Source organism: Pseudomonas fluorescens, from assembly GCF_900215245.1.
GTDB classification, from domain to species: Bacteria; Pseudomonadota; Gammaproteobacteria; order Pseudomonadales; family Pseudomonadaceae; genus Aquipseudomonas; species Aquipseudomonas fluorescens.
On record NZ_LT907842.1, the window covers coordinates 4,772,730 to 4,798,266 of the forward strand.

A 25,537-nucleotide genomic window follows, 5' to 3' on the forward strand; every position below is an offset into this window, starting at 1 on the left:
GTGGGCGCGGGCTTGCTCGCGCATTCGCGAGCAAGCGCGCTCCCAGCGGATTACCCGTGTTCAGCCAGCTGTTGCTTGGCCAGTTTCACCACGTTTTCAGGGGTAAACCCAAACTTCTCCTGCAACTTGGCCAGTGGCGCCGACGCGCCAAAGCTGTTCATCACCACTTTGGCGCCCGTCTGGCCGACATAGCGGTCCCAACCCAAGGGGCCCGCCTGTTCCACCACCACGCGCGCCTTGACGGCTGGCGGCAACACGCTGTCGCGGTAAGCCGCGTCCTGTTCCTCAAACAGCTCCCAGCTCGGCATCGAGACCACCTGTGCGGCAATCCCTTCGGCTGTCAGCTGTTCGTACGCTGCCACTGCGAGGCTGACTTCACTGCCCGTCGCCAACAGCAGCACTTCAGGTTTGTCAGCGCCGGCCAACACGTAGGCGCCTTTGGCGGCACCGGAGGCGGCCGCATACTGGGTACGGTCCAGAGTCGGCAACGCCTGGCGTGACAGCACGATGCAACTTGGCCGATGGGTTTGCGCCAGGGCGACTTTCCACAGTTCCAGGGTTTCATTGGCATCGCCCGGGCGCAGGGTCAGCAGCCCCGGCGTAGCACGCAGTTGAGTCAGGTGCTCGATGGGTTGGTGCGTCGGCCCATCCTCACCCACACCAATCGAGTCATGGGTAAACACGAATACCACCGGCAACTCCATGATCGCCGCGAGGCGTATGGGCGGTTTCATGTAGTCGCTGAACACCAGGAACGTCGAGGTATACGGGCGCAGGTACGACAGCGCCATGCCATTGGCGATGGCGCCCATGGCGTGCTCGCGGATGCCAAAGTGCAGGTTGCGCCCGCTGTAGTCGTCAGCACTGAAACGCCCGGCCCCGTCGAAGGTGAGGTTGGTCTTGGTCGACGGTGACAGATCCGCCGAGCCGCCCAGCAGCCAGGGGATTTGCTCGGCAAAGGCATTGAGCACCTCGCCACCGGCGGCACGGCTGGCCACGCCTTTGGCGTCGGTGTTGAAGGTGGGCAACTGATCCTGCCAATGCTCCGGCATTTCGCCGGCGCGCATGCGGCTCAACTCATCCGCCAGTTCAGGCTCGTACTGTGCCAACTGCGACAAGTGTCGGTTCCATTCTTCATACAGCGGCTGGCTGCGCTCCAGCAGCGCATCGCGCAGCACCGTGCGGGTTTCATCGGGCACCAGGAAGCTGGAGTCCTGCGGCCAGCCGTAAGCGGCTTTGGTCAGGCGGATTTCCTCAACGCCCAACGGTTCGCCGTGGGCGGCGGCGGTGTTGTGTTTGTGGGGCGAGCCGTAGCCGATCACACTGTCGACCACAATCAGGGTCGGCGCGCCGGTGTTGGTCTTGAAGGTCTCCAGTGCGGCGCTCAAGGCCTGCAGGTCATTGGCGTCGGTGACATGCAGGGTATGCCAGCCATAGGCCTGGAAGCGCTTGGTCACGTCTTCACTGAACGCCAGCTCGGTGTGGCCCTCGATGCTGATGGTGTTGTTGTCGTAGATCCAGCAGAGGTTATCCAGCTTCAAATGCCCGGCAATGGACGCGGCTTCGCTGCTGATGCCTTCCATCATGTCGCCGTCACCGCACAGGGTGTAGACGTTGTAATCGAACAGCACGTTGTCATCGCGGTTGAAACGCTTGCCCAGCCAGCGCTCGGCCATGGCCATGCCCACGCTGTTGGCGCAACCCTGGCCGAGCGGGCCCGTGGTGGTTTCTACCCCGGTGGTCATGCGGTATTCGGGGTGGCCCGGGGTCTTGGAGCTCATCTGCCGGAACTGCTTGATATCGTCCAGGCTGATCGCCGGTTGGCCCGAGCGTTTGCCGTGGGCATCAATCTCGACCACGCCGGCCAGGTGCAGCAGCGAATACAGGAGCATCGACGCATGCCCCACCGACAAGACAAACCGATCGCGGTTGGGCCAGTCGGGATGGTGCGGGTGATAGCGCAGGAACCGACTCCACAGCGTGTACCCCACCGGCGCCAGGCCCATGGGCGTGCCGGGGTGGCCGGAGTTGGCCTTCTGCACAGCGTCCATGGCCAGGGTGCGAATGGTGTTGATGCAGTGGGTGTCGACAGCAGTGGCAGCATGAGTCATGAAACCGTTCTCCCTCAGGTGGCGATCTACAGTGGAGGGCAGGGGGTGGCAAAGGTTTGATCCCATCGGTCGCGTTGCGACGAACGGGGAGGCATTGACCCAAGACATGACAAGACCCCTTGGAATGGGCTAGCTTCAACAGGGTAGGCCATTGATCAACTTGCGGAGGTACTCCATGCCAGTGAAACACGACCTGTATCAGGATTTGGGTTTGAGCAAGGAAGTTGTTCACGAACGCAGGAGGAGCGATGACCGCTTGAATTCGCTGCTCGAACAATACGATGCCGCCGACAAGGAGGTACTCGTTTTCGAGTCGTCAGGCGGAGCGGACGACGAACTGGAGAAACTGAAGAAGAAACGCCTGTTGGTCAAAGACAAGATTGTGCTGCAACTCGCTCCTACATCGGGGCGGTAATATTTGTTCAGAATTGTCTGAGGGACAGGCGGCGCTTCACTGACTATGATGCCCGCCGTCCACCCGGCTCTGGGGACTGTTGCGGCGCAAGGATTGCGCTGCTGAGCCGGGTGGGCAACCTGTTTCACACCTGCCTCATACCCCCAGCGCTTGCATGCATTCATCCATTGAGCGTTGCTGCGTCTCGCCATACAGCTTCAATTCATCAATCGTCTGGCGGCCCAGTGCCGTTTCGAACTCAGCCTGATTCGATGTGGCTGCATAGTGACTTTGCGCGGCATCGCCCAGGTTCGACTGGAAGATCCCCGCCGCACTCACCGGCAGAAAGTCTTCATACACCAACGGTTCGACATCCACGTGCCCGGCAGCAATCAACGCCTCCAGCGTTCGCGGTTGGTCGGCCTGGCCGCGTGCCGCCAAGCCTTGTGCAGTGGCGAAGTAGCGGAAGTACGCGAGGCCCTGTTCACGCATTTGCGCGTGGTTATCGGGGAAGGCCTGGAAGTGTTGCTCCATCAACGTCACATAGCGTGCCGCGTTGCCCTCATTCGGCAACGCGCCCAGTTCGTCGCGCGCCGCGTTCAGCAGTTGGTCGTACAGGGCGCGGCCTTTGGGGGTCAGTGCCACACCGCGCTGTTCAATTTCGCCGAAGCGTGCGCTGTGGCTGCCTTGGGCGTCGGTGAAGGCGATGGGCTCGTCGAGGGCCTTGAAGCTGGTCTGGCGCAGCAGGATCGGGCACTCGCGGCGTGGCGGGCCTTCGATCACTGCCTTGGGGGTGATGCCTTTGCCCGGCATGGCGGCCTGCACGTGGTCGATGTCCAGGGTGCGCGGTGTCAGGTGGTTGATGTGTGGGCCTTTGAACGCCACCACGTCGGCGACCAGGCGATGCTGGTCGCTCAATTGCTGGTACTGCGCGCCCGTGACGGTGGCGGTGTGGTGCCAGCGAAAGGTTTCCAGGGCCTGCTGGATAAATGCCGCGGCATCCGCGGCGCTCAGGCCGCCGTCGCGTTCTGCTTGTTCGATCAGCGCCAGCGCCCCGGGGGTGAAGATCGAGCGCTTGGCTAGGGCGCTTTCGGCGAAGGCGCGCAGTTCGAGGTTTTCGATCAGTTCCAGGCGTAACAGTGAGGTAAACACCCGGAACGGGCTGGCCTGCAACGCACGTTCATGCACCGCGCGAAAAGCGGTGGAGTGCACGGGCACGCCGGCCGGGGTCAGGTCGTAATAGCCCACCGGTTGCATGCCCATCACCGCAAACAGGCGGCTGATGGTTGCCAGCTCAAGGGCAGTGCCCAGGCGAATGGCGCCGTGACGTTCCATGTCCAGGCGAGCAATTTCGCCCGTGCGTCGCAACTGCCCGGCCAAGCGTGAGTCACTGTCCAATACCTGCGCATTGGTCTCTGCTACCAGCGCCATCAGCGCGCCATACAGTGGAACTTCATCTCGGTACATGTCGGACATGGCCCTGGAGAAGTCTTTGCGTATTTCGTCAGGGCTGACATAGGCGGCGCTTGGCATAGAAAAATTCCTGAACACTGTAAAGGAGGCTTGGCATTTTTCAGGATTTTGTTGGGCTGGCGCTTGGCTTGCAAACGAAGAATCCTCAGGACTTCATTCTGCAAATGAATGATATGACGCGAATATGACAAAAATGCACGGCTGAAAAATTTCATTTTTCGGCGGTTTTCCTAACAAATTCTTCACGAGGCGCGCCCCGGTCCTCATGAAACAATCGTCACGTTTGTAGGGATGAAAACGCCGTTTGCACACAACGCACATAAAAAAATGTTTAGGGGCTGCGACACATGAAAATTTCTACACTGGCGTTATCCATCACCGCTGCACTGCTCGCGCAACAGGCTTGCGCGGACGATTTCGGGCTCGGCGCACTGGGCACAGGCACGGGGCACAGTGGCTTTCTTGAAGACAGCCACGCAGCGGTCAGTTCGCGGACGATGTACTACAGTGCGGACAACCGTTCGGGGACCAGCAACGATCTGCGCGAAGCCGCGACATTGCTGCGCTTCGACTACAAATCCGGCTACACCCAAGGCACCCTTGGCGTCGGTTTCGATGTGATGGCTTTCGGTGCCCTGCGCCTGGACGGTGGCGATGGCCACGCCGCAGGCCCAGGCCTGTCCGGTAACGGCAACAGCTTCTTCCCGACCAAAAACAACGGCACCGAGCCTGCCGACAGTTTCGGCCGTGCTGCGGGTAACGTGAAATTTCGCATTTCCCAGACAGAGTTGCACGTCGGCGGTGCCTTGGCCCCGGTGCTGCCTATCCTGGTCTCCAACGACAGCCGTGTTGCACCGCAGACTTTTGACGGCGGCATCCTCACGTCCAGTGACATTCCTAACGTGACCTTTACCGGTGGTGAGCTGAACAAGGCCGAAGGCCGTGCTTCCAGCAACTCCACCGGGTTGAGCGTCGCTGGCGGTACCCGCGACAGCGACAGCTTCAAGTTCGGCGGTGTGGACTACAAACCGTTCGGCTCGTCTGACAACGCCATCGCGAAAAACCTGACGTTGCAGTACTACTACGCCAACCTGCAGGACTTCTACAAACAGAACTACTTCGGCCTGGTTCACGTTCTGCCGCTGGGCAACGACCAGTCGTTCAAGACTGACCTGCGTTACTTCGACAGCAGCAGCGATGGCAAAAACGGTGAGGCCGGCTACCAGTTCAACAACAACGGTGGCTACGCCAAACACGCTGGCGAAGTGGATAACAAAACCTACAGCGCCGCGTTCACCTACCAGTTGGGCGGCAGCAGCCTGATGCTTGGCCACATCGGCGTCAGCGACGACGGCGGCTTCGTCTGGGTCAACCAGGGCAGCATCGCCGATCCAAACGCACAGGGCGCGGGCGGCAGCGACTTCTACCTGTTTACCGATGCCGTGGTGGGCCAGTTCTCCCGTGCGGGCGAGCAGGTCAATTTTGGTCAGTACTCCTATGACTTCAAGGCCTTCGTACCTGGGCTGAAAGCGTCCGTGGCTTACCTGGACGGCACGGGCATCAAGTCCAAAGTCGCCGGCGGCGCTGACCAGAAAGAAAACGAAACCGACTTCCGCCTGGACTACGTTGTGCAGGAAGGCCCGCTCAAAGGCTTTGGTACCACCTTCCGTACCGGTACCTACAAAGGGCATAACACCGGCACGGCGGACCAGGACCAAACGCGTCTGATCTTCAACTATACCTACGCGATCTTCTAAGAACGCGCGCGCTTTTGCAGCGTCGAAAAAAGAGGCCGCCTAATCAGCGGCCTCTTTTTTTGCGCGGGTGGATAAGACTTCATGTGCATCCGGGCGTGGAGCGGTTCTACACTGCCCCTCACTGTGTCAGTGATGGAGGACCCGATGACGGCCACGCCTGCAACCAACATCCTCGCAACGATTGAAGGCCAGCGCCTGGCAACCGAAGCGCCCGAACGTTGGCGCGACTGGGGCCCTTACTTGAGTGAACGCCAATGGGGCACGGTGCGCGAAGACTACAGCGCCGATGGCGATGCCTGGACCTACTTCCCCCATGAACATGCCCGCAGCCGCGCCTACCGTTGGGGTGAGGACGGGTTGGCCGGGTTCAGCGACAAGGCTCAACGCTGGTGCCTGGGCCTGGCGCTTTGGAACGGGCGCGACACGATCATCAAGGAGCGCCTGTTCGGTTTGAATAACGCCGAGGGCAACCACGGTGAAGACGTCAAGGAACTGTACTTTTTCGTCGATGGCGTACCGAGCCATGCCTATATGCGCATGCTCTACAAATACCCGCATGCCGCGTTTCCTTATGCGGACCTGATCGCCGAGAACGCCCGCCGCGGGCTTGAAGATGCCGAGTACGAAATTCTCGACACCGGCGTGTTTGAAGACAACCGCTATTGCGACATCAGCGTCGAATACGCCAAGCACCATCCCGACGATATTTTCATGCGGGTCACCGTGCATAACCGTTCGGATCAGCCGACGCAGCTGCACGTGCTGCCCCAGTTGTGGGCGCGCAATGACTGGAGCTGGACCGTTGACGCGCCCAAGCCGCAATTGCGGCTGGACGGCGAGCAGGTGCTGGCCTTCCATCATGAACTGCCCGATCGCTGTCTCAGCGCCTGGGGGCAGGACGGGCTCGAGTGGCTGTTCTGCGAAAACGAGAGCAATATTCCCCGGTTGGATGGGCAGCCGGCGCCTGGGCCGTTCAAGGATGGCATCAATGATTACCTGGTGGACGGCGTTCAGTCGGCGATTCGCCGGGATGCGGGCACCAAAGTCGCCGCGCGCTTCAGCCTTGAACTGGCGGGCCTGGAGAGCAAAACCCTGTACCTGCGGTTTGCGCCCACGGACGCACCCGCGGTCAACGCGCGCAAGCTGTTTGAGCTTCGCCGGCAAGAAGCTGATGACTTCTATGCGGCCCTGCAACAGGGGATCACCAATGAAGATGCGCGCAACGTACAGCGCCAGGCGCTCGCCGGCTTACTGTGGTCCAAACAGCTGTACTATTTTGACGTAAACCAGTGGCTCGACGGCGACCCGGCCCAACCTGCGCCGCCGCCCGAGCGCCTGCATATCCGCAATACCCATTGGCGGCACCTGTCCAACTTCGACATTCTCTCCATGCCTGACACCTGGGAATACCCGTGGTACGCCTCCTGGGACCAGGGCTTCCAGGCGGTCGCGATGGCGCTGATTGATCCGGAGTATGCCAAGCAACAGTTATTGCTGTTGGTGAAAGACCGCTTTATGCACCCCAATGGTCAACTGCCGGCGTATGAATGGCGTTTCGACGACGCCAACCCGCCGGTGCATGCCTGGGCCAGTTGGCGGGTGTATCAGCAGGACAAGGCGCTGACCGGGGTCGGCGACATGGATTTCCTTGAGCGCATTTTCCACAAGTTGCTGCTGAATTTTTCCTGGTGGGTCAACCGCAAAGACGCCGAGGGCCGCAACCTGTTCCAGGGCGGGTTCCTGGGCCTGGACAACATTGCCTTGTTCGACCGCTCCGCTGCCTTGCCGCCGGGCTACCAGCTGGATCAGGCCGACGGCACGGCGTGGGTCGCCGCTTATGCACTGGACCTGATGCGCATCGGTCTGGAGCTGGCCAAACGCAATGGGGTCTACGTCGATATCGCGGTGAAGTTTTTCGAGCATTTCCTGTATATCGCCGGGGCGATCAACCGCGTTGACGACAGCGCCGAGGGCTTGTGGGATGAGCACGACCAGTTCTTCTACGACGTGCTGCACCGCCCCGACGGCCAGAACGAGCCGGTGCGCCTGCGCTCCATCGTCGGCCTGATGCCGTTGTTCGCCGTGCTGGTGCTGGAGCAGCGCGAACATGAAGGCCTTGCGGGGTTGCGTGAACGGCTGCTGGGGTTCATGAAGCACCGGCCGGATTTGGCCAAACTGGTGTCGCGCTGGAACGAACCGGGGCAGGGCAATCGCCTGCTGCTGGCGTTGTTGCGCGGCGAGCGCACCAAGGATTTGCTGCGGCGCATGCTCGATGACACGGAGTTTTTGTCGGCCTTTGGCGTGCGCTCCTTGTCCAAGGCCTTTGCCGAGCAGCCGCTGGCGCTGAAGATGAACGGCGACACGTTGTGCGCGCGCTATCAGCCTGGCGAGTCCGACTCACGCTTGTATGGCGGCAACTCCAATTGGCGCGGGCCATTGTGGATGCCGGTGAATTACATGCTGATCGAATCGTTGCGCGAATTTCACCGCTACTACGCGGACAACTTCTCGGTGGAGTACCCGACCGGCAGTGGTTATCTGGCGTCTCTGGAGGAGGTCGCCGACAGCCTGAGCCAGCGTCTGACCCGATTGTTTCTAAGGAATGAAGACGGGCTGCGGCCGTCGATGGCAGGCTATGCGCAGCTGGAAGCGGACCCGGCCAGCCGTGACCTGGTGTTGTTCCATGAGTATTTCCATGGTGAAACCGGGCGTGGGTTGGGCGCGTCACACCAGACTGGCTGGAGTGCGTTGGTGGCGTTGCTGCTGCAGCCCAAGAGTAGCCCCTGACAGAGCTGCAGCAACGCAGCGTTATTTGAGTGGCACTCTGATTCCATTGATGTATGTGAACGTCAGAGGAGGGGGCTTGTTAACGCTGCCGCCGGAGACGGTGGTTGCAAGACTGCCCGCAGCCAAGGTTATTCCGCTGATAAATCTCGCTGTACGCAGTGCCACTGGCGGTGAGATGTCGGCGATCTGATCAATTTGAATGCTCTCTCCTGAATCGGTGACAAGGCACGTTCCGTCTTCGCTCAAGGCAATGATCCTGGTCGTTATCGTCAGGTTATTTTGCGTCGTTAGAGTGACCTGCTCTTCAGGATTGATTGATACCGTCACATTCCCAAAATCGTCGGATTGGCTTTCCATGCTGACTACCCTCTTTAGTTTCGGAGGGTTTCAATGTGCCGGTATGAGTGATCAACGACTACTGTCAGAAATACTAGTGATTCAAAATTTTTTGCGATAGATCCATTGATTTTTATGGGCGGATAAGCGCTTTCTGAAGTGACCGTGTACGCTCGGTAGTTTTCGCAATGTAAAAAAATCCCGCCGGCAAAGGCGGGATCGGTATTCAAGGCTGCCCTTGAATCAAGCCGGGAACAGGTCGCTCAGCTTCATGGCCAGCATCATGTCGCCTTCGGTGCGCAGTTTGCCGCCCATGAAGGCCTGCATGCCGTCGGTGGAACCGTCAACGATGCCTTTCATGGTTTCGCCGTCCATCACCAGGGTCACCTGGGCGTCCGGGTTTTCGCCTTCCAGCAGTTCGCAGGTGTTGTTCTTGACCACCAGCGAGAAGTTCTGGGTGTCGTCGATACGGAAACCGAACACCAGGTCCAGGCCGTCGGCAGCGGCTGGGTTGAATTTGGCTTTCATTGCTTCTACAGCTTTGGCTACGTCAGTCATGGTTTCGATCCTTTATGGGTGAGTCCAGTGACCTTGGGGTCACGGTTGGCCGCAATTCATCGGAAAGTGATGAGCTGCGGCGCCTTCAACAGTTGCAAGTGGGTATGACTGTTGAAGGAAGCCAGTGCCACCTCGCGACCACGGAATTTCAGGTGGTTGAGCGAAGTGTTAACAATTTGCCAGTTCAATTCGAAGGCCTGGGCGGCAGGCATCCGGGTAATCAGGTGGAGCAGGGCAGTGATGGTGCCGCCGGAGGTAAACACGGCGATCTTGTGCGTGTTATCGGCCGCTTCAAGAATGCGTTGCAGGCCACCTTGTACACGTTCGACAAACCCCAGCCAGCTCTCCAGCCCGGGTGGATCATAGGTGCCGGCCAGCCAGCGCTCGATGATCAGTGCGAAGATGCGTTGGAATTCGCTGCGGTTCTGCGCGCCGTTGCGCAGCACGTCCACAGCGTGGGGCTCGCTGGCGAGCAAGTCAGGCAGCAGGGCGCGGATGATCGCTTCACCGTCGAATTCGTTGAAGGCGGTGTCGATTTCCAGCGGTGGAATGGGGTGGCCGAGGGCGCTGTATTGATCGAATGCGGCAGTGGCGGTGTGTTGCTGGCGACGCAGGTCACCCGAGACACAGCGGTCAAACGTAATGCCCAGGTCCGCCAGGTGGCGACCGAGCACTTGCGCTTGTTCCACGCCGACGGGCGACAGGACGTCATAGTCGTCTGCACCGAAGGAGGCCTGGCCATGTCGAATCAAATAAATGCTGCCCACGTCCGTTTTCCCGGTACGTTGAAAGTCTGGCGAGGTTATGAGGATGCCCGCGAGCTGTCAATGAAAAAACATACGCTTGTTTTAAAAGCGCGTTAGAGGGCCGCTGCTGGCGGTTTGAGCACTGGTCCGAAGGCAGTGCCATCGGTATGCTGAGACCATCCGCGCCCGGCGCACTGCAACTTGTAAGGAGTCACATGGATTTTCTGGCCGAATACGCGAGTTTTCTGGCGAAGACCGTCACTTTGGTGGTCGCTATTCTGGTGGTATTGATCAGCTTCGCGGCGTTGCGCAGCAAGGGGCGTCGCAAATCCGCCGGCCAATTGCAGGTCAGCAAGCTCAATGACTTCTATAAAGGCCTGCGTGAGCGCCTGGAGTCGAGCCTGCTCGACAAGGACCAGCTCAAGGCCCTGCGCAAGTCCGAAAGCAAAACCGAAAAGAAGAAAGGCAAGCAGAAACCCGAGGCCAAGCCACGGGTGTTCGTGCTGGATTTTGACGGCGACATCAAAGCTTCGGCCACCGAGAGCCTGCGCCATGAAATCACCGCGCTGCTGAGCCTGGCCACGCCCAAGGACGAAGTGGTGCTGCGCCTCGAAAGCGGCGGCGGCATGGTACACAGCTACGGCTTGGCCTCTTCGCAACTGGCGCGTATCCGTCAGGCCGGCGTGCCGTTGACCGTGTGCATCGACAAGGTTGCGGCCAGCGGCGGCTATATGATGGCGTGCATCGGTGAGAAGATCATCAGCGCGCCGTTCGCCATCCTCGGCTCCATTGGCGTGGTGGCGCAGTTGCCTAACGTTAATCGCCTGCTGAAAAAGCACGACATCGACTTCGAAGTGCTGACCGCCGGTGAATACAAACGCACCCTCACCGTGTTTGGCGAAAACACCGAGAAGGGCCGCGAGAAATTCCAGGAAGACCTGGATATCACGCATCAGTTGTTCAAGAACTTCGTGTCGCGCTATCGCCCACAGCTGGCAATCGATGACGTCGCGACTGGTGAAGTGTGGCTGGGTGTTGCTGCCCTCGACAAACAACTGGTCGACGAACTGCAAACCAGCGACGAGTACCTGGCCACCAAGGCCAAGACCGCCGAGGTGTTCCACCTGCACTATGCCGAGCGTAAAAGCCTGCAGGAGCGAGTCGGCCTGGCGGCCAGTGGCTCGGTAGACCGTGTGCTGTTGACGTGGTGGAGCCGGTTGACCCAGCAGCGCTTCTGGTAAATCCAGAATGTAGCCGATCCCAATGTGGGAGCGGGCTTGCCCGCGATAGCGATGTCCCAGTCGATACATCTACCGACTGACCCGCCGCCATCGCGGGCAAGCCCGCTCCCACATTTAGTTCTGAGTCAGTCTGGAAGACTGTTGTTGTACTGAGGGAATTGGTTTTCGCATCAACATCCCCACCACCAACGCCCCCAGCAGCCCCAACAATCCCGCCACCCACAACACCGTGCTGAACCCACCCACAAACGCCTGCCGCGCCAGCGGCTGCACGACGTCCCGTGCCGCCTGCGGCAACAAGCCCATCGCCGCCGGCATATCCCCGGCCACGACCCGCGAAGCGATACCCGCCGCCTGGGCCTGCCATTGTGTGTCGATACGCGCGCGCAGCAACTGCTCACTGTGGCTGCTCAGTAATGCCCCATACACACCAATGGCCAACATGATTGCGCTGAAGCGCATGGTGGTGCTGATGCCTGACGCCATCCCCGCCCGGTCGCGTGGTACGCAGGCCATGATGTTTTTCTGCGTATCGCCATTGAGCAGGCCGGCCCCGGCGCCCGTGACGGCAATCGCCAACGCGAAGGGCAGGTAGCCGCCAACATTGACCGCCCAGGCGCTCAACAGGTTGCCGCCGCCGACCAGGGTCAACCCCGCGGCCATCATCGTCGCGGGCGCAAAGCGCACCGCCAGGCGTGCACCGATGCGTGGGCAGATCAGCATGGTCAGGGCAAACGGCAACATGCCCAGGCCCGAAGCAATGGCCGAGAAGCCCAGGCCGTTTTGCAGGTAGAACGGCAGCAACGTCATCATCACCTGGGCGCAGCCGGCATAGGCGAACATCCCGAGCAAGGCGCCGATAAACCGTGGGTGTCGCAACAGTTGCAGGTCGACCATGGGCCGTTGTTGCGCGCGTTCGACCAGCACAAACACCCCCAGCAACACAGCCCCGCCGATCAGGCGCGCAGAGGTTAACGGGCTGTCCCAACCGATGCGGTTGGCCTCGATCAGCCCCCAGATCAGGCACAACAGGCTGGCACTGAATGCCAGGCTGCCCCACGGATCAAGGCGTGCTGACTGGGTATCGCGGGACTCTGGAATCGCACGCAGCACCAGCGCCATCAAGCCCAGGCCGACGGGCAGGTTGAGGTAGAAAATCCAACGCCAGCCCAGGTATTGGGTAATCAGCCCGCCCAATGTCGGCGCGGCGGTCATTGCCACGCCCATGCACGCGCCCCAGAACGCCCAGGCTTTGGCACGCTCCACGTCATCGTGAAAGGTATGGCCGATGGCGGCCAGGGCCGAAGTCAGCAGTAAGGCTGCGCCGACACCTTTGACGGCGCGGGCAATGTCCAGAAACACTGCATTCGGCGCGACGCCACAACCGATGGACGCCAGGATGAAAACGCTCAAGCCCCAGACCAGGGTCTTCTTGCGCCCAAAGCGGTCGGCGATGCTGCCGGCCGGTAACAGCAGTGCGGCGAACGCGAGCATATAGGCGCTGACCACCCACTCGATATCGGCGAAGTTGGCGCCCAGGTCGCGCGCGATGCTCGGTAGCGTCACGGCGACGATATTAGTGTCGAGCACGATCAGCGAACAAACGCCGCAAGCGGTGAGCAGCGTCAAGCGTGGGCTGACCCGGTTCATGGCTGAATTACCTTACAGGCAATACGGAAAAGACAGTTGACGTACATCGCAAGGGCTCTCTAGTGTTGATGTTTCGTGAGCTTATCCCTGGCACTTGCTTGCGTTGTTAGCTGGGCTGAAGCACTTCATTACCTTTGAGCTAATCCTGCGATGGAAATCCGCCATTTCCGCTACTTCCTGGCGGTCGCCCGCCAGCGCAACTTCACCCGCGCCGCCGAGCAATTGGGTATCGCGCCGCCCACCTTGAGCCGTCAGATCCAGGACATGGAAACTGCGTTGGGCACGCGTCTGTTTATCCGTCAGCAGCGCGAAGTCAGCCTCACCGAAGCGGGCGCGGCGTTACTGACCGAGGCGCAAGCCACGGTGCGCCAGTTCGAGTTTGCCCAGCGCAGCGCCCAGCGCGCCGGCCGTGGGGAGATCGGGCATGTCGAACTGGGCTACGTGGCCTCGGCGGTATACACCGGGCTGCTGCAGCGGCAAATGCAGGCGTTCAGCCAGGCGTTTCCGGAGGTGAGCGTGAATGTGCGCGAATGCGCGATGGCCACATTGCCGACGGCGGTGGCAGACGGGCGCTATGACATCGGCTACATCCGCTCGCCAATGACGCTGCCCGATGGGGTAGAGGCGGTGCGCCTCGACAGTGAAGGTTTCGTGCTGGCGCTGCCGCAGGATTCCTGGCTGCTGAGGCTCAAGGCGATTGGTTGTGAACACCTGCAAAACGAAACCTTTATCTTGCCGGAGCAAATCAGCGGCACGTTGCACGTCGCGGCGCAGGGTGGTTATGCGCCGCGTCTCGGGCCGCAACCGGGCGGCTTGGTCGCGGTGGTGGCGTTGGTGTCGCTAGGGCAGGGCGTGGCGGTGGTGCCGGCGTCGATGGTCGGGCATGTGAGCTTGCCGGGCGTGGTCTACCGCACTCTCCATGGCTGCGAGGCGGCGTCCTGGCTGTCGTTGATTTACCGGCGCTTTGAGCAAGCGCCGGCAGTGGCGCGGTATATCCAACAAGTCAAACGCTCAGTCGCGGCTGCACCGAGTCCGCCAGGCGCGTGAGGATCAGGCAGCACGACACGGCGCCGGCATCCAGTACGCCGAGGGAGCGCTCGCCCAAACGGCTGGCCCGGCCGATTTTGGCCACCAGGTCTTTGGTTGAATCGCGGCCTTGGGACGCGGCGGCTTTCATCGCCTCCAGCGCAGCGCTGAAACCCGCGCCTTGTGCCTGCGCACGTTCGAAGGCTTCAACCGCCGGGATCAGCGTGTCCATCAAACACTTGTCACCCACGCCCGCTTCGGTGATGTCCTGCAGCGAGGTCAAACCGCCGCGCAGCAAACGAGCAAAGGTGGCGGCGTCGATAGCCTCGCTGCTGCGCACTTCGTCGGCCATGCCGATAAACAGGCTGCCATACAACGGCCCCATGGAGCCGCCGATGCCTTCCATCAGGCTCAGGGTCAGCTCATCCAGGGCTTGGGCCAATGTCAGTTGGCGGCCTTCGATCATGCGGCCGCAGTGGGCGAAACCCTTGGCCATATTGATGCCGTGGTCGCCGTCGCCAATCGCGCCGTCGACTTCGCTGAGGTATTCACGGTTGGCCACGATCACGCTGACCAGGTCGGCGACGATAGCGCTGCCGTCGCGGGTGGAAAAATGCTGGCTCATGGTTCACTCCGCCTGGGTCATGCCGATGGAGCGGCACGGTTGGTCGATCAAGGTTTTCAGCTCGGCGTCGAGGCCGAGCAGGGTGAGGGTGACGCCCATCATCTCCAGGGAGGTGAAGTAATTGCCCACGTAGCAACGGTGAATCTTCAAGCCCTTGGCCTTGAGCTGTCGCTCGACCTCGGCGTAAAAAATGTACAGCTCCATCACCGGTGTGGCGCCCAGGCCCGAGACCAGCACCACCACGCTGTCATCGTGGCTGAAATCACGGTCAGCCAGGATCGGTGCGAGCATGCGTTCGGCCATGGCGGCGGCGGGCTCGATGGGCACAACTTCAATGCCCGGTTCGCCGTGATGGCCGATGCCCAGTTCCATCTGGCCGTCGGGGATCTGGAAGTTTGGCTTGCCCACCGCCGCAATGGTGCACGGGGTGAGGCCGATGCCAATTGAGCGGCAGTGATCGACGGTTTTCTGGGCGACGCGAATCACGCCATCGAGGTCGTAATGCTGGGCCGCTGCCGCACCGCCGATCTTCCACATGAAGATCTCCCCGGCGACGCCGCGCCGCTTGGCGATATCGGCCTTGGGGGCGGAGGCCACATCGTCGTTGGCGACCACGGTACGGATGCGCATGTCTTTGCTGGCGGCCATTTTCATTGCCAGCTTCACGTTCATGTTGTCGCCGGCATAGTTGCCGTACAGGCAGGCTACGCCAGCGCCATGGTCGGCGGCGCGGAACGCGTCGAAAAAGCTTTTGGCGGTGGGCGAGGAGAAAATCTCGCCGACGGCCACGGCGTCCACCAGGCCGGGGCCGACGTAGCCCAGAAACGCCGGCTCATGGCCCGAGCCGCCGCCGGTCACGATGCCAACCCGGCCTTGCCCCGATGGCCTGGCTTTGACGATGACCCGAGGGTTGCTCTCGTATTGGCGCAGTTCGGGGTGGGCGACCAGAATGCCGTGCAACATGTCCTCGACCACGTGGTCCGGATCGTTGATGACTCGATTCATAACGCGGGTTCCTGTGTTCTTGTTCTTGGGGGCAACAACAATTCAATGTGGGAGCGGGCTTGCTCGCGAAAGCGGTGGTTCAGTTGATGCATGTGTTGCCTGGCACTCCGCTTTCGCGAGCAAGCCCGCTCCCACAGTTTTATAGGTGGCGTTCTTAAGGTTCCAATACCACCTTGAGCGATTTGTCCCCGCGCTCCATCACCGCAAACGCTTCCTTGAAATCCGCCAGGGCGAATTTGTGGGTCACCACGTCGCGCATGTCGATTTTGCGGTTGCCAATAAAGTCGATGGCGCGCGGGTACATGTACGGCCCCAGGTGCGAACCCAGGATGTCCAGTTCCTTGCGGTCGCCGATGATCGACCAATCTACCGTGGCCTCGTCATTAAATACGCTGAACTCGACGAAGCGCGCCAGCTTGCGCAGCATCGCCAGGCCCTGGTTCACCGCCTTGTGATGCCCGGTGGCTTCGATATAAATGTCGCAGCCATAACCGTCGGTGATCGCGCGGATCTTTGCCATGACGTCGACGTCGGCCGGGTTCCATACTTCGTCGGCGCCCATGCGCAGGGCGAGGGCGGCGCGTTCGGGTTTCATGTCCAGCACGATCAGCTTTTTCGGGTTGCGCAGGCGCACGGCGCCGATGATGCCGAGGCCCAGGGTGCCGGCGCCGGCTACCACCACCACGTCGTCATGGTCGACATTGGCGCGCTCGGCGGCATGCAGCGAGCAGGCCAGCGGTTCGATCAGGATCGCTTCATCGGGGGCGATGGATTCCGGCACTTTGTGGATGATGCCTTCCTTGGTGAAAATCATGTACTGGGCCATGGCGCCCTGCACGTTGTTCTGGAAGCCATAAAGGTCGTGTTTCTGGCACATCCAGTACTGGCCGTGATTGCAGAAGCGGCAGCCCCAGCACGGCACGATCTGCTCGGAGATCACCCGGTCGCCCACCTTTACCCCACGCTTCTCGGCGCCTGGGCCCAGGGCAACCACGCGACAGACGAACTCATGCCCGGGAATCATTGGCGGTTTCACGTAGCGCGGCTGTTCGGCATCGCCCCAGAACGATGGCGCGCCGCGATACGTCTTGATGTCACCCATGCAAATGCCGCACAGCTCGACCTTGGTGAGGATCTCATCGGGGCCGGGCGTGGGCACATCGACGGTTTCCAGTCGATAGTCTTCCGGGCCATGGCAGACCACGGCCTGCATGGTTTTCGGGATGCTGGGGGAGAGCTGTTCAGCTGTGCGTTCGGTGACGGTGGACATGACAAAACCTCACGACAAAAAATGAATTACTGAATGCTGTAGCCGCCGTCGATCACCATGTTGGCGCCGGTGATCATCTGCGCGGCATCGCTGAGCAGGTACAGCGCCAGCCCGGCGATCTCTTCCGGCTGGGCAAAACGGCCGGCCGGGATCTGCAATTTGGCCTTTTCACCCACTTCACCGGCCCAGGCTTTCTTGCCCAGGGCGGTCTCGACAATGGTCGGGGAGATGGCGTTGACGTTGATCTGCGGCGCCCATTCCATGGCCAACACCTTGGTCATGCCGACGATGGCGGCCTTGCTGGCGCAGTAGGCGACGTGGCGGTCCAGGCCGATCACGGCGGCCTGGGAGGCGAGGTTGACGATGCGCCCGCCGCCGTTGGCGAGCATGTGTCGGGCGCAGGCCTGGGCCACGAAGAAGCTGGCTTTGAGGTTGATGTCCAGGGTGCTGTCCCAGGCGCTTTCGCTGACATCGACGGCCTTGTCGAGCAGCACGATGCCGGCGCTGTTGATCAGGTAATCCAGGCGCTGAAAGTGTTCGAATACGTGGACGATGGTGGGTTGTATCTGGCCGATCTGACCCAGATCGACGGCAATGCCCAGATGCTCGGCGCCCAGGCGTGCGGCGACGGCCACCACGGCCGGGTCACGGTCCAGTAACGCCACGCGTGCTCCGCGTTCCGCCAGCAGGCTGGCGCAGGCCAGGCCGATGCCGGCGGCGCCACCGGTAATCACCGCGCAACGGCCGGTGAGGTCGAAGGCTTGGTTCCAGAATCCAGACATACGATTAACTCCATTTTTGAAAACGGTGGAGATCCAATGTGGGAGCGGGCTTGCTCGCGAAAGCGGTGGATCAGCTGACGGATGTGCTGACTGACACACCGCCTTCGCGAGCAAGCCCGCTCCCACAGTTGGAATGCATTCACAGGTCGAAACCGTTACTTACCGCCGCTGACCTGTTTGTACAGCGCATCCGCGTTCGCATTGGTCACCGGCACCCACGGCAGGATGTAGTTCTTGGCGGTGCCGTCGGCCCATTTCACGTCCTTGGCATAGCGTTCCCAGATCACCGATTGCGGCTTGTAGTCCTTGCCGGCGAGTGCGCGCAATGCCACGTCCAGTGCGCCTTGAGACTGGGCCTGGGCGTCTTGCAGGAAGGTCGTGACTTCGTCTTTCTTCGCCGCCTGGATCGCATCCGGCATGCCGTCGATCGAGGTCACCGGCACGTCTTTGGATGACAATCCATGGGATTTCAGCGCCTGCACGGCACCGAGGGCCATGTCGTCGTTCTGGGCGATCACACCGTTAATGCCTTTGGGGTGCGCGTTCAGCCAGTCTTCGGTGAGGGTGAGGGCCTGGGCGCGGTCCCAGTTGGCCGTTTTTTTCTCGATGATCTTGATGTCGGGGTGTTTGCCCAGCACTTCCAGTTCGCCTTTTTCCCGGTCGATCTGCGCCGACTGGCCAATCGGGCCCTGGATGATCACGACGTTGCCGCGGCCGTTAAGTTTGTCGACCATGGCCTGGGCTTGCAGGCGCCCGCCTTCCACATCGTCGTTACCCACATAAGGCACGGCGGCATCGGCTACTTTCGTATTGGAGGCGATGACGACCACGTCGTTGCTCATGGCTTGTTTTACCGTGCCTACGCCGGCCTTGGTGTCGATGGGCACGAACAGGATGGCGTCGTAGTGCTGGGTGACCATGTTTTCGATCTGGTTGTTTTGGGTCAGGGCGTCGTAGTTGCCGTCGAACACGGTCAACTGCACGGTGCCGTCCTTGACCGCCGGGTGTTCCTTCAGCTCGCGGACCCAGTTCTGCATGAACTGGCCCTTGAGGCCGTACACGGCGGCGCCGACTTTGTAGGTCTTGCCATCGGCGGCCAGGGCAATACTGCTGGCGAGCAGGGAGAGAGCCGCAACGGCGGCCAACGTCATTCCAGGTTTCATGGTGAGAACTCCGCTTATTGTTGTAGGTCGTTCAGTTCATTGTTGGGAGGGAAAGCGATTAGCGTTTTTTCTTGCGCCACACGTCGATCAGCACGGCGAACACGATGATCAGGCCCTTGGCGACCTGCTGGTAATAGGACGACACGCCGAGCAGGTTCAGCCCGTTGTTGATCACGCCGATCAACAACGCACCAAACAGCGTGCCGACAATGCTGCCGGTGCCGCCCGACAAGCTGGTGCCGCCGATAACCACTGCGGCAATCGCATCCAGCTCATAGGAAACCCCGGCCTGGGGCAGGGCGGAAGTGGTGCGGGCCGACAACACCACGCCGGCTAACCCGGCGAGCAGGCCGGACACCACGTACACCGAAAACATCACCTTGCGCACGCCGATGCCGGAGGTGCGTGCGCTCTTTTCATTGCCGCCCACGGCGTACACATAGCGGCCGTAAGTGGTGTAGCGCAGCACCATCCAGAAGATCAGCGCGACCACGGCGAAGATGACGATGGGCACGCCAATCGGCCCGACCTTGCCAATGCCCAGCGCCAGGTAGGCGTCGGGCAGGTCCGTGATGGGGCTGCCATCGTTGAGAATGAAGGTCATGCCCCGCGCGATGCTGAGCATGCCGAGGGTGGCCACGAATGGCGGGATCGACAGGTTGGCGACCATAAAGCCGTTGACCACGCCGAGCATGGCCCCGGCAAACATCCCGGCACTGACGGCCGCCAGCAGGCCGTAGCCTTGAGTCGCGACCATTGCGCTGCACAGCCCGGCGAAGGCCAGGATCGAGCCCACCGACAAGTCGATGCCCTTGGTCAGGATCACGTAGGTCATGCCCACGGCGAGGATGCCGTTGATCGAGGTCTGGCGCAGGATGTCCATCCAGTTGCGCCAGGTCATGAAATATTCGCTGGAAAACGCCATCACCACGCACAGCAGGATAAACACCAGCGGCAGGCCGAAGCGGTCGAGGGATAAACGCAGTCGATTGCGCGGCGCGGCAGTCATGGGGGCAGCGATGGTTTTGGCGTTCATGAGGCAAGACTCAACAAGGCTTCCTGGGAAAGGGCGGTGTCGGTGCTGATAGTCACCAGCCGGCCGCCCTTGAATACGGCGATGCGATCACTCAGGTGCAGCAGCTCAGGGGCTTCGGACGACACCACAATGGCGGCGCCACCGGCGCGCACGAACTGGTCGAGCAGGTGGTAAATCTCCTGCTTGGCACCTTCATCAATGCCCCGGGTCGGTTCATCGCATAACAGGCACACCGGTTCGGTCGACAGGCATTTGGCGAGCACCACTTTTTGCTGATTGCCACCGCTCATGGAGGCCACCGGCAGTTCCAGGGAGGTGGTTTTGATCTGCAGGCGCTTGACCATGTCCTGGGCCAGTTGGGTTTCCTTGCGCGCATTGATCAGCGACCAGCGCGACAGGCGTTTGTAGGCCGACAGCGCAATGTTGGAAAGAATGCTGCCGGTGAGCACCAGGCCGCTGTCTTTGCGGTCCTCGGTGACCAGCGACATGCCGGCGTTGATCGTGGCTTTGGGCAAGCCGATCGGCATGGGCTTGCCTTGCAGGGTCACGCTGCCGGAATCCGCAACCGTCAGGCCGTAGATGCAGTTGAGGAATTCGCTGCGCCCCGACCCCATCAGGCCGTAAATGCCGAGGATTTCACCCTGGCGCAGTTGCAGGCTGATGTCGTGGAATTCGCCGTTGCGGCTCAGGTTGTCAACTTGCAGGCAGGTCGTGGGCGCACATTCGCGGCCGACCTTGTGGTCAATGCGCGTCAGCTCCTGGCCGACGATGCCCCGCACCAGGTGGTTGCGGTCGATATCGGCCATGCGTCCGCTTTCGACAAAGGCGCCATCGCGAAAGATGCTGTAGTCATCGGCGATCTGTGCCAGTTCGCTCAGGCGATGCGACACATAGATGATGCCGGCGCCGCGCGCGGTGAGACGGCGGATGGCTTTGAACAGGGTTTGCGCCTCGTGCTCGCCGATGGCCGAGGTGGGTTCGTCCATGATCATCACCTGGCAGTCGTGGCTGAACGCCTTGGCGATTTCCACCAACTGGATCTGCGCCACGCTCAGGCGGTGCATGGGGCGGGTGGCGTCGACGTCGAACTCCAGGCTTTCGAGCAGCTCGCGGGTGCGGCGGTTGAGGGTCTTGCTGTCGACGATGCAGCCGGCGTGGCGCGGTTCGCGGCCCAGCCAGATATTTTCGGCGACGGTCATGTAGGGGATGGGTTCCAGTTCCTGGGTGATCATCGCGATCCCCGCTGCCAGGGCTTCACTGGGGCGGCTGAACTGAACCGGGGCGCCGTTGAGCGCAATGCTGCCGGCGTCGCGTTGGGTAATGCCCATCAGGATGCTCAGGAACGTCGACTTGCCGGCGCCATTGCCGCCACACAACGCATGCACGCTGCCGGCCCGTAGAGAGAGGCGCCCGTCACGCAGGGCAGGCACCCCGGCGTAAGCCTTGGCGACGTGTTCAGCCTGGAGCAGTAATGGCGTGGCCATCGGCGTGTCCTCGTGCTGTGAATTCTTATTAGGTCGCACAGTCATGTTTCGCTGTGATCATATGTGTACCAAATGAAATTCTGATCAGTCAATCTCTTTCACTTAAAACCTATGAATCCCACCATGAGTATTAATAGTGCCCTGTAATAGGGCTTTGACTGGCGAGTCAGTTAAAACTCACTTGACAGAAAGGGCTTATTGCCTGAGAAATGACTGATAGAAATTTCAGTGACTGATCATTTGATCGATCTTAAGTGCCTTCTCGGCAGTGGAGCCAGATGCCATGAACACACCTTTCCCGGTGGCTATCGGATGCGATGAAGCGGGTTTTGAGCTCAAAGAGCTGTTGAAGCGCCATATCGAGGCGTTGGGTTATCCGGTGACCGACTTCGGCACGCATTCCACGGCGCCGGTGCTGTACCCGGACATCGCCCTGGCGGTGGCTACCGCCATCAATGCCGGGCAGCAACGCCTGGGTGTGCTGGTATGCGGCACCGGGATCGGCATGGCGATCTCGGCCAACAAGGTGCTGGGCATTCGTGCGGCCCAGGCCCATGACACCTATTCGGCGGAGCGCGCGCGCAAGAGCAACGATGCGCAAATCCTGTCGATCGGCGCGCGGGTGATCGGTGCCGAATTGGCCAAAAGTATCGTCAAGTCGTTCCTGGAGTCGGAGTTCGAGGCCGCGCGTTCAGGGGCCAAGGTCGAGCGGATCAATGCGATCGAGCGCGATGGGCATCAGTAGTGGACGTAACGGGGCAAGAGTCGGGAGAATGCGCCTTTGACGCCGAAACGGAAGCCCGTCCCCATGAGTGACAGTACCCAGCGCATTGCCAGCGATATCGATCAGATGACCGAAGTGGCGATGCTCTATTACCTTGAGAACGTCACTCAGGAAGCCATCGCCAAACGCTTCGACCTGTCGCGGGCGAAAGTCAGCCGCTTGCTCAAACGTGCGCGCGATGAAGGGATTGTCGAGGTGCGCGTGTTGCAGCACCCGGCGATGAACAACGAGCTGGAGCGGGCATTGGTGGAGCGCTTCAAGCTGGACCGCGCTTTGATTGCGGTCGACCACAGCGACCCCGACACCCAGCGCTCGGCTGTCGCCAGCCTGGTGGCGAATTACCTGAACAAGACGCTCAGCGACGGCATGATTGTCGCCGTGGGCATGGGCCGTAACGTCGGTGCCGTGGCGGATAACGTGTTTTTGCCGGTGACGCGCAATTGCACGTTTGTCTGCGCCATCGGCGGTTCGCTCAAGGCTGGCGAATACATGAACCCCGATCATATTTGCCGACGCCTGGCCCTGCGTTTTGGTGGCGAGAGCGAAAGCCTGTACGCCCCGGCGTTGGTGGCGAACCCCGAGTTACGCGGCGTGTTGATCAACAACGACACCGTGCGCTCGACCCTGGATCGCGCCCGGCGCGCGGACATTGCGCTGATTGGCATTGGCGACATGAGCGAGAACAGCAACATGGTGCGCATGGGCTGGTTCTCGCCGCAGGAGATCGCGCAGGCGCGCTTGTCCGGCACCGTGGGCGACATGATGGGGTATGACTTTATCGACATCCACGGCCAGCCGGCGGTCAACGCAATTCAAGGCCGGGTGATCGGGCTGACGGTGCAGGAGTTGTTCCGCATCCCGGATGTGGTGGCGATTGCCAGTGAGAACACCAAGGCAGCGGCAACGCTTGGCGCGTTGCGCTCGGGGGTGATCAATACGTTGGCGACCACGGTAACGAATGCCCACACCATCCTGGCGCTGGATGATGCGACACGCAAAACCTGATATTGCGCAGGTCAAAATGTGGGAGCGGGCTTGCTCGCAAAGGCGGTGTGTCAGTCGACATATGGATTGACTGAACTTCCGCATTCGCGAGCAAGCCCGCTCCCACATTGGTTTTGTGTGTGCTTGGGGACAGATTTTGTAATAATTTTGCGTTGTAGGAAGTTTGGGTTTCGCCTGTACGATTCAAGTCCTTTTCTTATTGCAGGACCTGCATGAACACCCTCTCGGAGCCTCCCAGTCGTCTTTCCCCAAGACATCCGCTGTCGCTGTTCCCGCTGAAGCACCCCGTATTCCGACTGCTAACCTTGTCCCGGTCCACTGACCGCGCTTTGCCGTGTCCGGCGTTCTGAAACCTTTAAAGAGACTCTATTAAATGGAATGGTTAGCGGATCCAACGGCCTGGCTCGGCCTGTTGACCTTGATTGTGCTGGAACTGGTGCTGGGCATCGACAACTTGGTGTTTATCGCGATCCTGGCGGACAAGTTACCGCCGGAGCAGCGCGACCGCGCGCGGTTGATCGGTTTGTCGCTGGCGTTGCTGATGCGTCTGGGCCTGCTGGCGAGTATTTCCTGGTTGGTGACGCTCACGCAGCCGCTGTTCGAGGTGTTCGACAAGAGCTTCTCTGGCCGTGACCTGATCATGTTGTTTGGTGGTGTGTTCCTGTTGTTCAAGGCCACCATGGAGTTGCACGAGCGCCTTGAAGGCCACGTGGCGCAGCGCACGGGCAATGTGGCTTACGCCATGTTCTGGCCGATCGTAGCGCAGATCGTGGTGCTCGACGCGGTGTTCTCCCTCGACGCGGTGATTACCGCCGTGGGCATGGTGGATGAGCTGGCCGTGATGATGATCGCGGTGATCGTGTCCATCGGCCTGATGATCGTGGCGAGCAAGCCGCTGACCCGTTTCGTCAACGCGCACCCGACGGTCATCATGTTGTGCCTGGGCTTTTTGATGATGATTGGTTTCGCGCTGACCGCCGAAGGCCTGGGCTTCCATATTCCCAAGGGCTACCTGTACGCGGCGATTGGTTTCTCGATTCTGATCGAGCTGTTCAACCAGATTGCCCGTGCCCGTCGCAAGAAGTCGGCGCAAGGCGTGTTGCCGGTGCGTGAGCGTACCGCTCATGCGGTGATGCGCTTGCTCGGCGGCCGAAGCCTGGCGGTGGAAGAGGTGGGTGACGACGTCGCCGACTTGCTGGGCGAACCGGATGCAACCCAGGGTCCGCTGTTTGATCGCCGCGAGCGCGTGATGATCAGTGGCGTGCTGCAACTGGCCGAGCGGCCGATCCGCACCTTGATGACGCCACGGGCCAAGGTGGACTGCATCGATCTGGCGGACGATTCCGAGACGATCCGCCGCACACTGATGCATTCGTCCTACTCGCGCCTGCCGTTGATCCGTAACGGCGCGGTGGATGAGCCGCTGGGTTTCGTGCACAAAAAAGAATTGCTCAAGGAATACCTGGCGGGCAACGAGCCGAACCTGGAGCACCTGGCGCGACGGGCGATCAACCTGCTGGAGAGCTTTTCGATCCTCAACGCCCTGGAACAGATGCGCCAGGAGTCGACCCACATCGCCTTCGTGATCAACGAATTCGGGGATTTCATGGGCGTATTGAGCATGACCGACATTCTCGAGTCGATCGCCGGTGAGTTGCCGGACGCCAGCGAAATCGAGGGGCCGGATAGTGTCGAGGAGGGCGAGGGGTTTCGCGTTAATGGCGCCTTGAACCTCAATCGGGTTCGTCAGCGTACCGGTTTCAATGCGCTTGCCACCGAGGATTATCAGACCCTGGCAGGCTTGGTGATGAGCCTGCTGGATCGCCTGCCGATGGTCGGTGACAGCCTTGAGCATGAAGGCTGGCGCCTGACCGTGGCGGCGGTGGAAGAGCGGCGGGTGACGCAAGTGCTGCTGACGCCTAGGGCGCGTAGTCTTTAAACACGTCTTCCAGGACCGCTTCCTGTTCATGGGGGGCACCGATGCCCTTGAGATTTTCGACCTCAAGGGCATTTTTGTAGACCACCAGCGTTGGGGTGCCGCTAACCCCGTCAATCGGCGGGGTTTGGGTGGTGTCCAGGAGCATGCTTTTTACACGCCCGGCGTATTTGTCGGCGATGCGATTAAAGCGCAGGTCAGCCCCTAAGCACGCCTGACAGTAGGGGGACGTGAACAACACAATAACCAGCGGGTGTTCATTCAGGATTCGTTGGTATTCGTTGTGCGCGTGAATAACCGTTTTTGCAACGCCCATGATGATCTCCTTGCGAGCCCGGCCGAATGGTTGCGGGTACGCTAAATCGCGA

The 25,537-nt window shown here is 60.8% G+C and carries 22 protein-coding genes; 8 read left to right on the forward strand and 14 right to left on the reverse strand.

The window, feature by feature from the left end; translation table 11 throughout:
* Positions 1-50: 50 nt before the first annotated feature.
* On the reverse strand, positions 51-2,111 hold the full coding sequence (tkt, locus tag CPH89_RS22410; protein ID WP_053255647.1) for a transketolase: 2,061 nt from the start codon (positions 2,109-2,111) through the stop codon (positions 51-53).
* Between the two features lie 175 nt (positions 2,112-2,286).
* Here tkt and CPH89_RS22415 point away from each other — a divergent pair, with 175 nt between their 5' ends.
* The gene (locus tag CPH89_RS22415; protein WP_053255648.1) at positions 2,287-2,526 is read left to right on the forward strand and encodes a DUF465 domain-containing protein; all 240 of its coding nucleotides are present in this window, start codon (positions 2,287-2,289) and stop codon (positions 2,524-2,526) included.
* Between the two features lie 135 nt (positions 2,527-2,661).
* On the opposite strand, the gene hglS is transcribed toward CPH89_RS22415, so the two are convergent.
* The gene (gene hglS, locus CPH89_RS22420) at positions 2,662-4,038 is read right to left on the reverse strand and encodes a 2-oxoadipate dioxygenase/decarboxylase HglS (RefSeq protein WP_053255649.1); all 1,377 of its coding nucleotides are present in this window, start codon (positions 4,036-4,038) and stop codon (positions 2,662-2,664) included.
* Positions 4,039-4,325: 287 nt separating this feature from the next.
* On the opposite strand from hglS, the gene CPH89_RS22425 reads away from it, so the two are divergent.
* Together CPH89_RS22425 and CPH89_RS22430 are read left to right on the forward strand one after the other, a co-directional pair.
* Positions 4,326-5,735, forward strand: coding sequence for an OprD family outer membrane porin (locus tag CPH89_RS22425; protein WP_053255650.1), 1,410 nt, complete (start codon positions 4,326-4,328; stop codon positions 5,733-5,735).
* Between the two features lie 144 nt (positions 5,736-5,879).
* On the forward strand, positions 5,880-8,522 hold the full coding sequence (locus CPH89_RS22430; protein WP_053255651.1) for an MGH1-like glycoside hydrolase domain-containing protein: 2,643 nt from the start codon (positions 5,880-5,882) through the stop codon (positions 8,520-8,522).
* 21 nt (positions 8,523-8,543) lie between these two features.
* Here CPH89_RS22430 and CPH89_RS22435 read toward each other — a convergent pair whose 3' ends face one another.
* From CPH89_RS22435 to CPH89_RS22445, 3 genes are all read right to left on the reverse strand, one after another.
* Complete coding sequence (locus CPH89_RS22435; protein ID WP_053255652.1) at positions 8,544-8,879, reverse strand: hypothetical protein; 336 nt, start codon at positions 8,877-8,879, stop codon at positions 8,544-8,546.
* A gap of 222 nt (positions 8,880-9,101) precedes the next feature.
* Positions 9,102-9,416 carry an SCP2 sterol-binding domain-containing protein gene (locus CPH89_RS22440; RefSeq protein ID WP_053255653.1) on the reverse strand — a complete coding sequence of 105 codons (315 nt, stop codon included), beginning with the start codon at positions 9,414-9,416 and terminating at the stop codon, positions 9,102-9,104.
* A 56-nt stretch (positions 9,417-9,472) separates the two neighbouring features.
* A complete protein-coding gene (locus CPH89_RS22445; RefSeq protein WP_053255654.1) occupies positions 9,473-10,183 on the reverse strand; it encodes a histidine phosphatase family protein in 711 nt (236 codons plus the stop codon).
* Positions 10,184-10,377: 194 nt separating this feature from the next.
* On the opposite strand from CPH89_RS22445, the gene sohB reads away from it, so the two are divergent.
* Positions 10,378-11,403, forward strand: a complete 1,026-nt coding sequence (gene sohB, locus CPH89_RS22450; protein WP_053255655.1) for a protease SohB — start codon at positions 10,378-10,380, stop codon at positions 11,401-11,403.
* Positions 11,404-11,517: 114 nt separating this feature from the next.
* On the opposite strand, the gene CPH89_RS22455 is transcribed toward sohB, so the two are convergent.
* Entirely contained in the window at positions 11,518-13,053 is a 1,536-nt protein-coding gene (locus tag CPH89_RS22455; protein ID WP_053255656.1) for an MFS transporter, read from the reverse strand.
* Between the two features lie 150 nt (positions 13,054-13,203).
* Here CPH89_RS22455 and CPH89_RS22460 point away from each other — a divergent pair, with 150 nt between their 5' ends.
* Complete coding sequence (locus CPH89_RS22460; protein WP_053255657.1) at positions 13,204-14,100, forward strand: LysR family transcriptional regulator; 897 nt, start codon at positions 13,204-13,206, stop codon at positions 14,098-14,100.
* Here the strand turns inward: CPH89_RS22460 and dhaL are convergent.
* The 7 genes from dhaL to CPH89_RS22495 form a co-directional block, all read right to left on the reverse strand.
* Complete coding sequence (gene dhaL, locus CPH89_RS22465) at positions 14,057-14,704, reverse strand: dihydroxyacetone kinase subunit DhaL (protein ID WP_053255658.1); 648 nt, start codon at positions 14,702-14,704, stop codon at positions 14,057-14,059. The two genes, CPH89_RS22460 and dhaL, sit on opposite strands and share 44 nt — an antisense overlap.
* Before the next feature lie 3 nt (positions 14,705-14,707).
* Entirely contained in the window at positions 14,708-15,709 is a 1,002-nt protein-coding gene (locus CPH89_RS22470; protein ID WP_053255659.1) for a dihydroxyacetone kinase subunit DhaK, read from the reverse strand.
* Positions 15,710-15,863: 154 nt separating this feature from the next.
* Positions 15,864-16,979, reverse strand: a complete 1,116-nt coding sequence (locus tag CPH89_RS22475) for an MDR/zinc-dependent alcohol dehydrogenase-like family protein (protein ID WP_053255660.1) — start codon at positions 16,977-16,979, stop codon at positions 15,864-15,866.
* A 26-nt stretch (positions 16,980-17,005) separates the two neighbouring features.
* Complete coding sequence (locus tag CPH89_RS22480) at positions 17,006-17,761, reverse strand: SDR family oxidoreductase (protein WP_053255661.1); 756 nt, start codon at positions 17,759-17,761, stop codon at positions 17,006-17,008.
* Between the two features lie 155 nt (positions 17,762-17,916).
* Positions 17,917-18,924 (reverse strand): substrate-binding domain-containing protein, encoded by a 1,008-nt coding sequence (locus CPH89_RS22485; protein WP_053255662.1) that lies wholly within the window; start codon positions 18,922-18,924, stop codon positions 17,917-17,919.
* A gap of 58 nt (positions 18,925-18,982) precedes the next feature.
* On the reverse strand, positions 18,983-19,960 hold the full coding sequence (locus CPH89_RS22490; protein WP_053255663.1) for an ABC transporter permease: 978 nt from the start codon (positions 19,958-19,960) through the stop codon (positions 18,983-18,985).
* A complete protein-coding gene (locus CPH89_RS22495; RefSeq protein WP_053255664.1) occupies positions 19,957-21,444 on the reverse strand; it encodes a sugar ABC transporter ATP-binding protein in 1,488 nt (495 codons plus the stop codon). Before CPH89_RS22495 ends, CPH89_RS22490 begins: the two co-directional genes overlap by 4 nt.
* Before the next feature lie 283 nt (positions 21,445-21,727).
* On the opposite strand from CPH89_RS22495, the gene rpiB reads away from it, so the two are divergent.
* The 3 genes from rpiB to CPH89_RS22510 all read left to right on the forward strand — a co-directional run bounded on the left by rpiB (position 21,728) and on the right by CPH89_RS22510 (position 25,172).
* Positions 21,728-22,189 (forward strand): ribose 5-phosphate isomerase B, encoded by a 462-nt coding sequence (gene rpiB, locus CPH89_RS22500; RefSeq protein WP_016969738.1) that lies wholly within the window; start codon positions 21,728-21,730, stop codon positions 22,187-22,189.
* 63 nt (positions 22,190-22,252) lie between these two features.
* Complete coding sequence (locus CPH89_RS22505) at positions 22,253-23,233, forward strand: sugar-binding transcriptional regulator (protein WP_053255665.1); 981 nt, start codon at positions 22,253-22,255, stop codon at positions 23,231-23,233.
* 373 nt (positions 23,234-23,606) lie between these two features.
* Entirely contained in the window at positions 23,607-25,172 is a 1,566-nt protein-coding gene (locus CPH89_RS22510) for a TerC family protein (protein WP_053255666.1), read from the forward strand.
* Here the strand turns inward: CPH89_RS22510 and CPH89_RS22515 are convergent.
* Positions 25,153-25,485: a thioredoxin domain-containing protein gene (locus CPH89_RS22515; protein WP_053255667.1), complete on the reverse strand. Its 333-nt coding sequence runs from the start codon at positions 25,483-25,485 to the stop codon at positions 25,153-25,155. The two genes, CPH89_RS22510 and CPH89_RS22515, sit on opposite strands and share 20 nt — an antisense overlap.
* Positions 25,486-25,537 lie beyond the last annotated feature (52 nt).

What these genes read in the sequence shown, in the direction of transcription:
- tkt (WP_053255647.1), bottom strand. Translation starts at nt 2,111, where the DNA reads ATGACTCATGCTGCCACTGCTGTCGACACCCACTGCATCAACACCATT.
- CPH89_RS22415 (WP_053255648.1), top strand. Translation starts at nt 2,287, where the DNA reads ATGCCAGTGAAACACGACCTGTATCAGGATTTGGGTTTGAGCAAGGAA.
- hglS (WP_053255649.1), bottom strand. Translation starts at nt 4,038, where the DNA reads ATGCCAAGCGCCGCCTATGTCAGCCCTGACGAAATACGCAAAGACTTC.
- CPH89_RS22425 (WP_053255650.1), top strand. Translation starts at nt 4,326, where the DNA reads ATGAAAATTTCTACACTGGCGTTATCCATCACCGCTGCACTGCTCGCG.
- CPH89_RS22430 (WP_053255651.1), top strand. Translation starts at nt 5,880, where the DNA reads ATGACGGCCACGCCTGCAACCAACATCCTCGCAACGATTGAAGGCCAG.
- CPH89_RS22435 (WP_053255652.1), bottom strand. Translation starts at nt 8,879, where the DNA reads ATGGAAAGCCAATCCGACGATTTTGGGAATGTGACGGTATCAATCAAT.
- CPH89_RS22440 (WP_053255653.1), bottom strand. Translation starts at nt 9,416, where the DNA reads ATGACTGACGTAGCCAAAGCTGTAGAAGCAATGAAAGCCAAATTCAAC.
- sohB (WP_053255655.1), top strand. Translation starts at nt 10,378, where the DNA reads ATGGATTTTCTGGCCGAATACGCGAGTTTTCTGGCGAAGACCGTCACT.
- CPH89_RS22455 (WP_053255656.1), bottom strand. Translation starts at nt 13,053, where the DNA reads ATGAACCGGGTCAGCCCACGCTTGACGCTGCTCACCGCTTGCGGCGTT.
- CPH89_RS22460 (WP_053255657.1), top strand. Translation starts at nt 13,204, where the DNA reads ATGGAAATCCGCCATTTCCGCTACTTCCTGGCGGTCGCCCGCCAGCGC.
- dhaL (WP_053255658.1), bottom strand. Translation starts at nt 14,704, where the DNA reads ATGAGCCAGCATTTTTCCACCCGCGACGGCAGCGCTATCGTCGCCGAC.
- CPH89_RS22470 (WP_053255659.1), bottom strand. Translation starts at nt 15,709, where the DNA reads ATGAATCGAGTCATCAACGATCCGGACCACGTGGTCGAGGACATGTTG.
- CPH89_RS22475 (WP_053255660.1), bottom strand. Translation starts at nt 16,979, where the DNA reads ATGTCCACCGTCACCGAACGCACAGCTGAACAGCTCTCCCCCAGCATC.
- CPH89_RS22480 (WP_053255661.1), bottom strand. Translation starts at nt 17,761, where the DNA reads ATGTCTGGATTCTGGAACCAAGCCTTCGACCTCACCGGCCGTTGCGCG.
- CPH89_RS22485 (WP_053255662.1), bottom strand. Translation starts at nt 18,924, where the DNA reads ATGAAACCTGGAATGACGTTGGCCGCCGTTGCGGCTCTCTCCCTGCTC.
- CPH89_RS22490 (WP_053255663.1), bottom strand. Translation starts at nt 19,960, where the DNA reads ATGAACGCCAAAACCATCGCTGCCCCCATGACTGCCGCGCCGCGCAAT.
- CPH89_RS22495 (WP_053255664.1), bottom strand. Translation starts at nt 21,444, where the DNA reads ATGGCCACGCCATTACTGCTCCAGGCTGAACACGTCGCCAAGGCTTAC.
- rpiB (WP_016969738.1), top strand. Translation starts at nt 21,728, where the DNA reads ATGAACACACCTTTCCCGGTGGCTATCGGATGCGATGAAGCGGGTTTT.
- CPH89_RS22505 (WP_053255665.1), top strand. Translation starts at nt 22,253, where the DNA reads ATGAGTGACAGTACCCAGCGCATTGCCAGCGATATCGATCAGATGACC.
- CPH89_RS22510 (WP_053255666.1), top strand. Translation starts at nt 23,607, where the DNA reads ATGGAATGGTTAGCGGATCCAACGGCCTGGCTCGGCCTGTTGACCTTG.
- CPH89_RS22515 (WP_053255667.1), bottom strand. Translation starts at nt 25,485, where the DNA reads ATGGGCGTTGCAAAAACGGTTATTCACGCGCACAACGAATACCAACGA.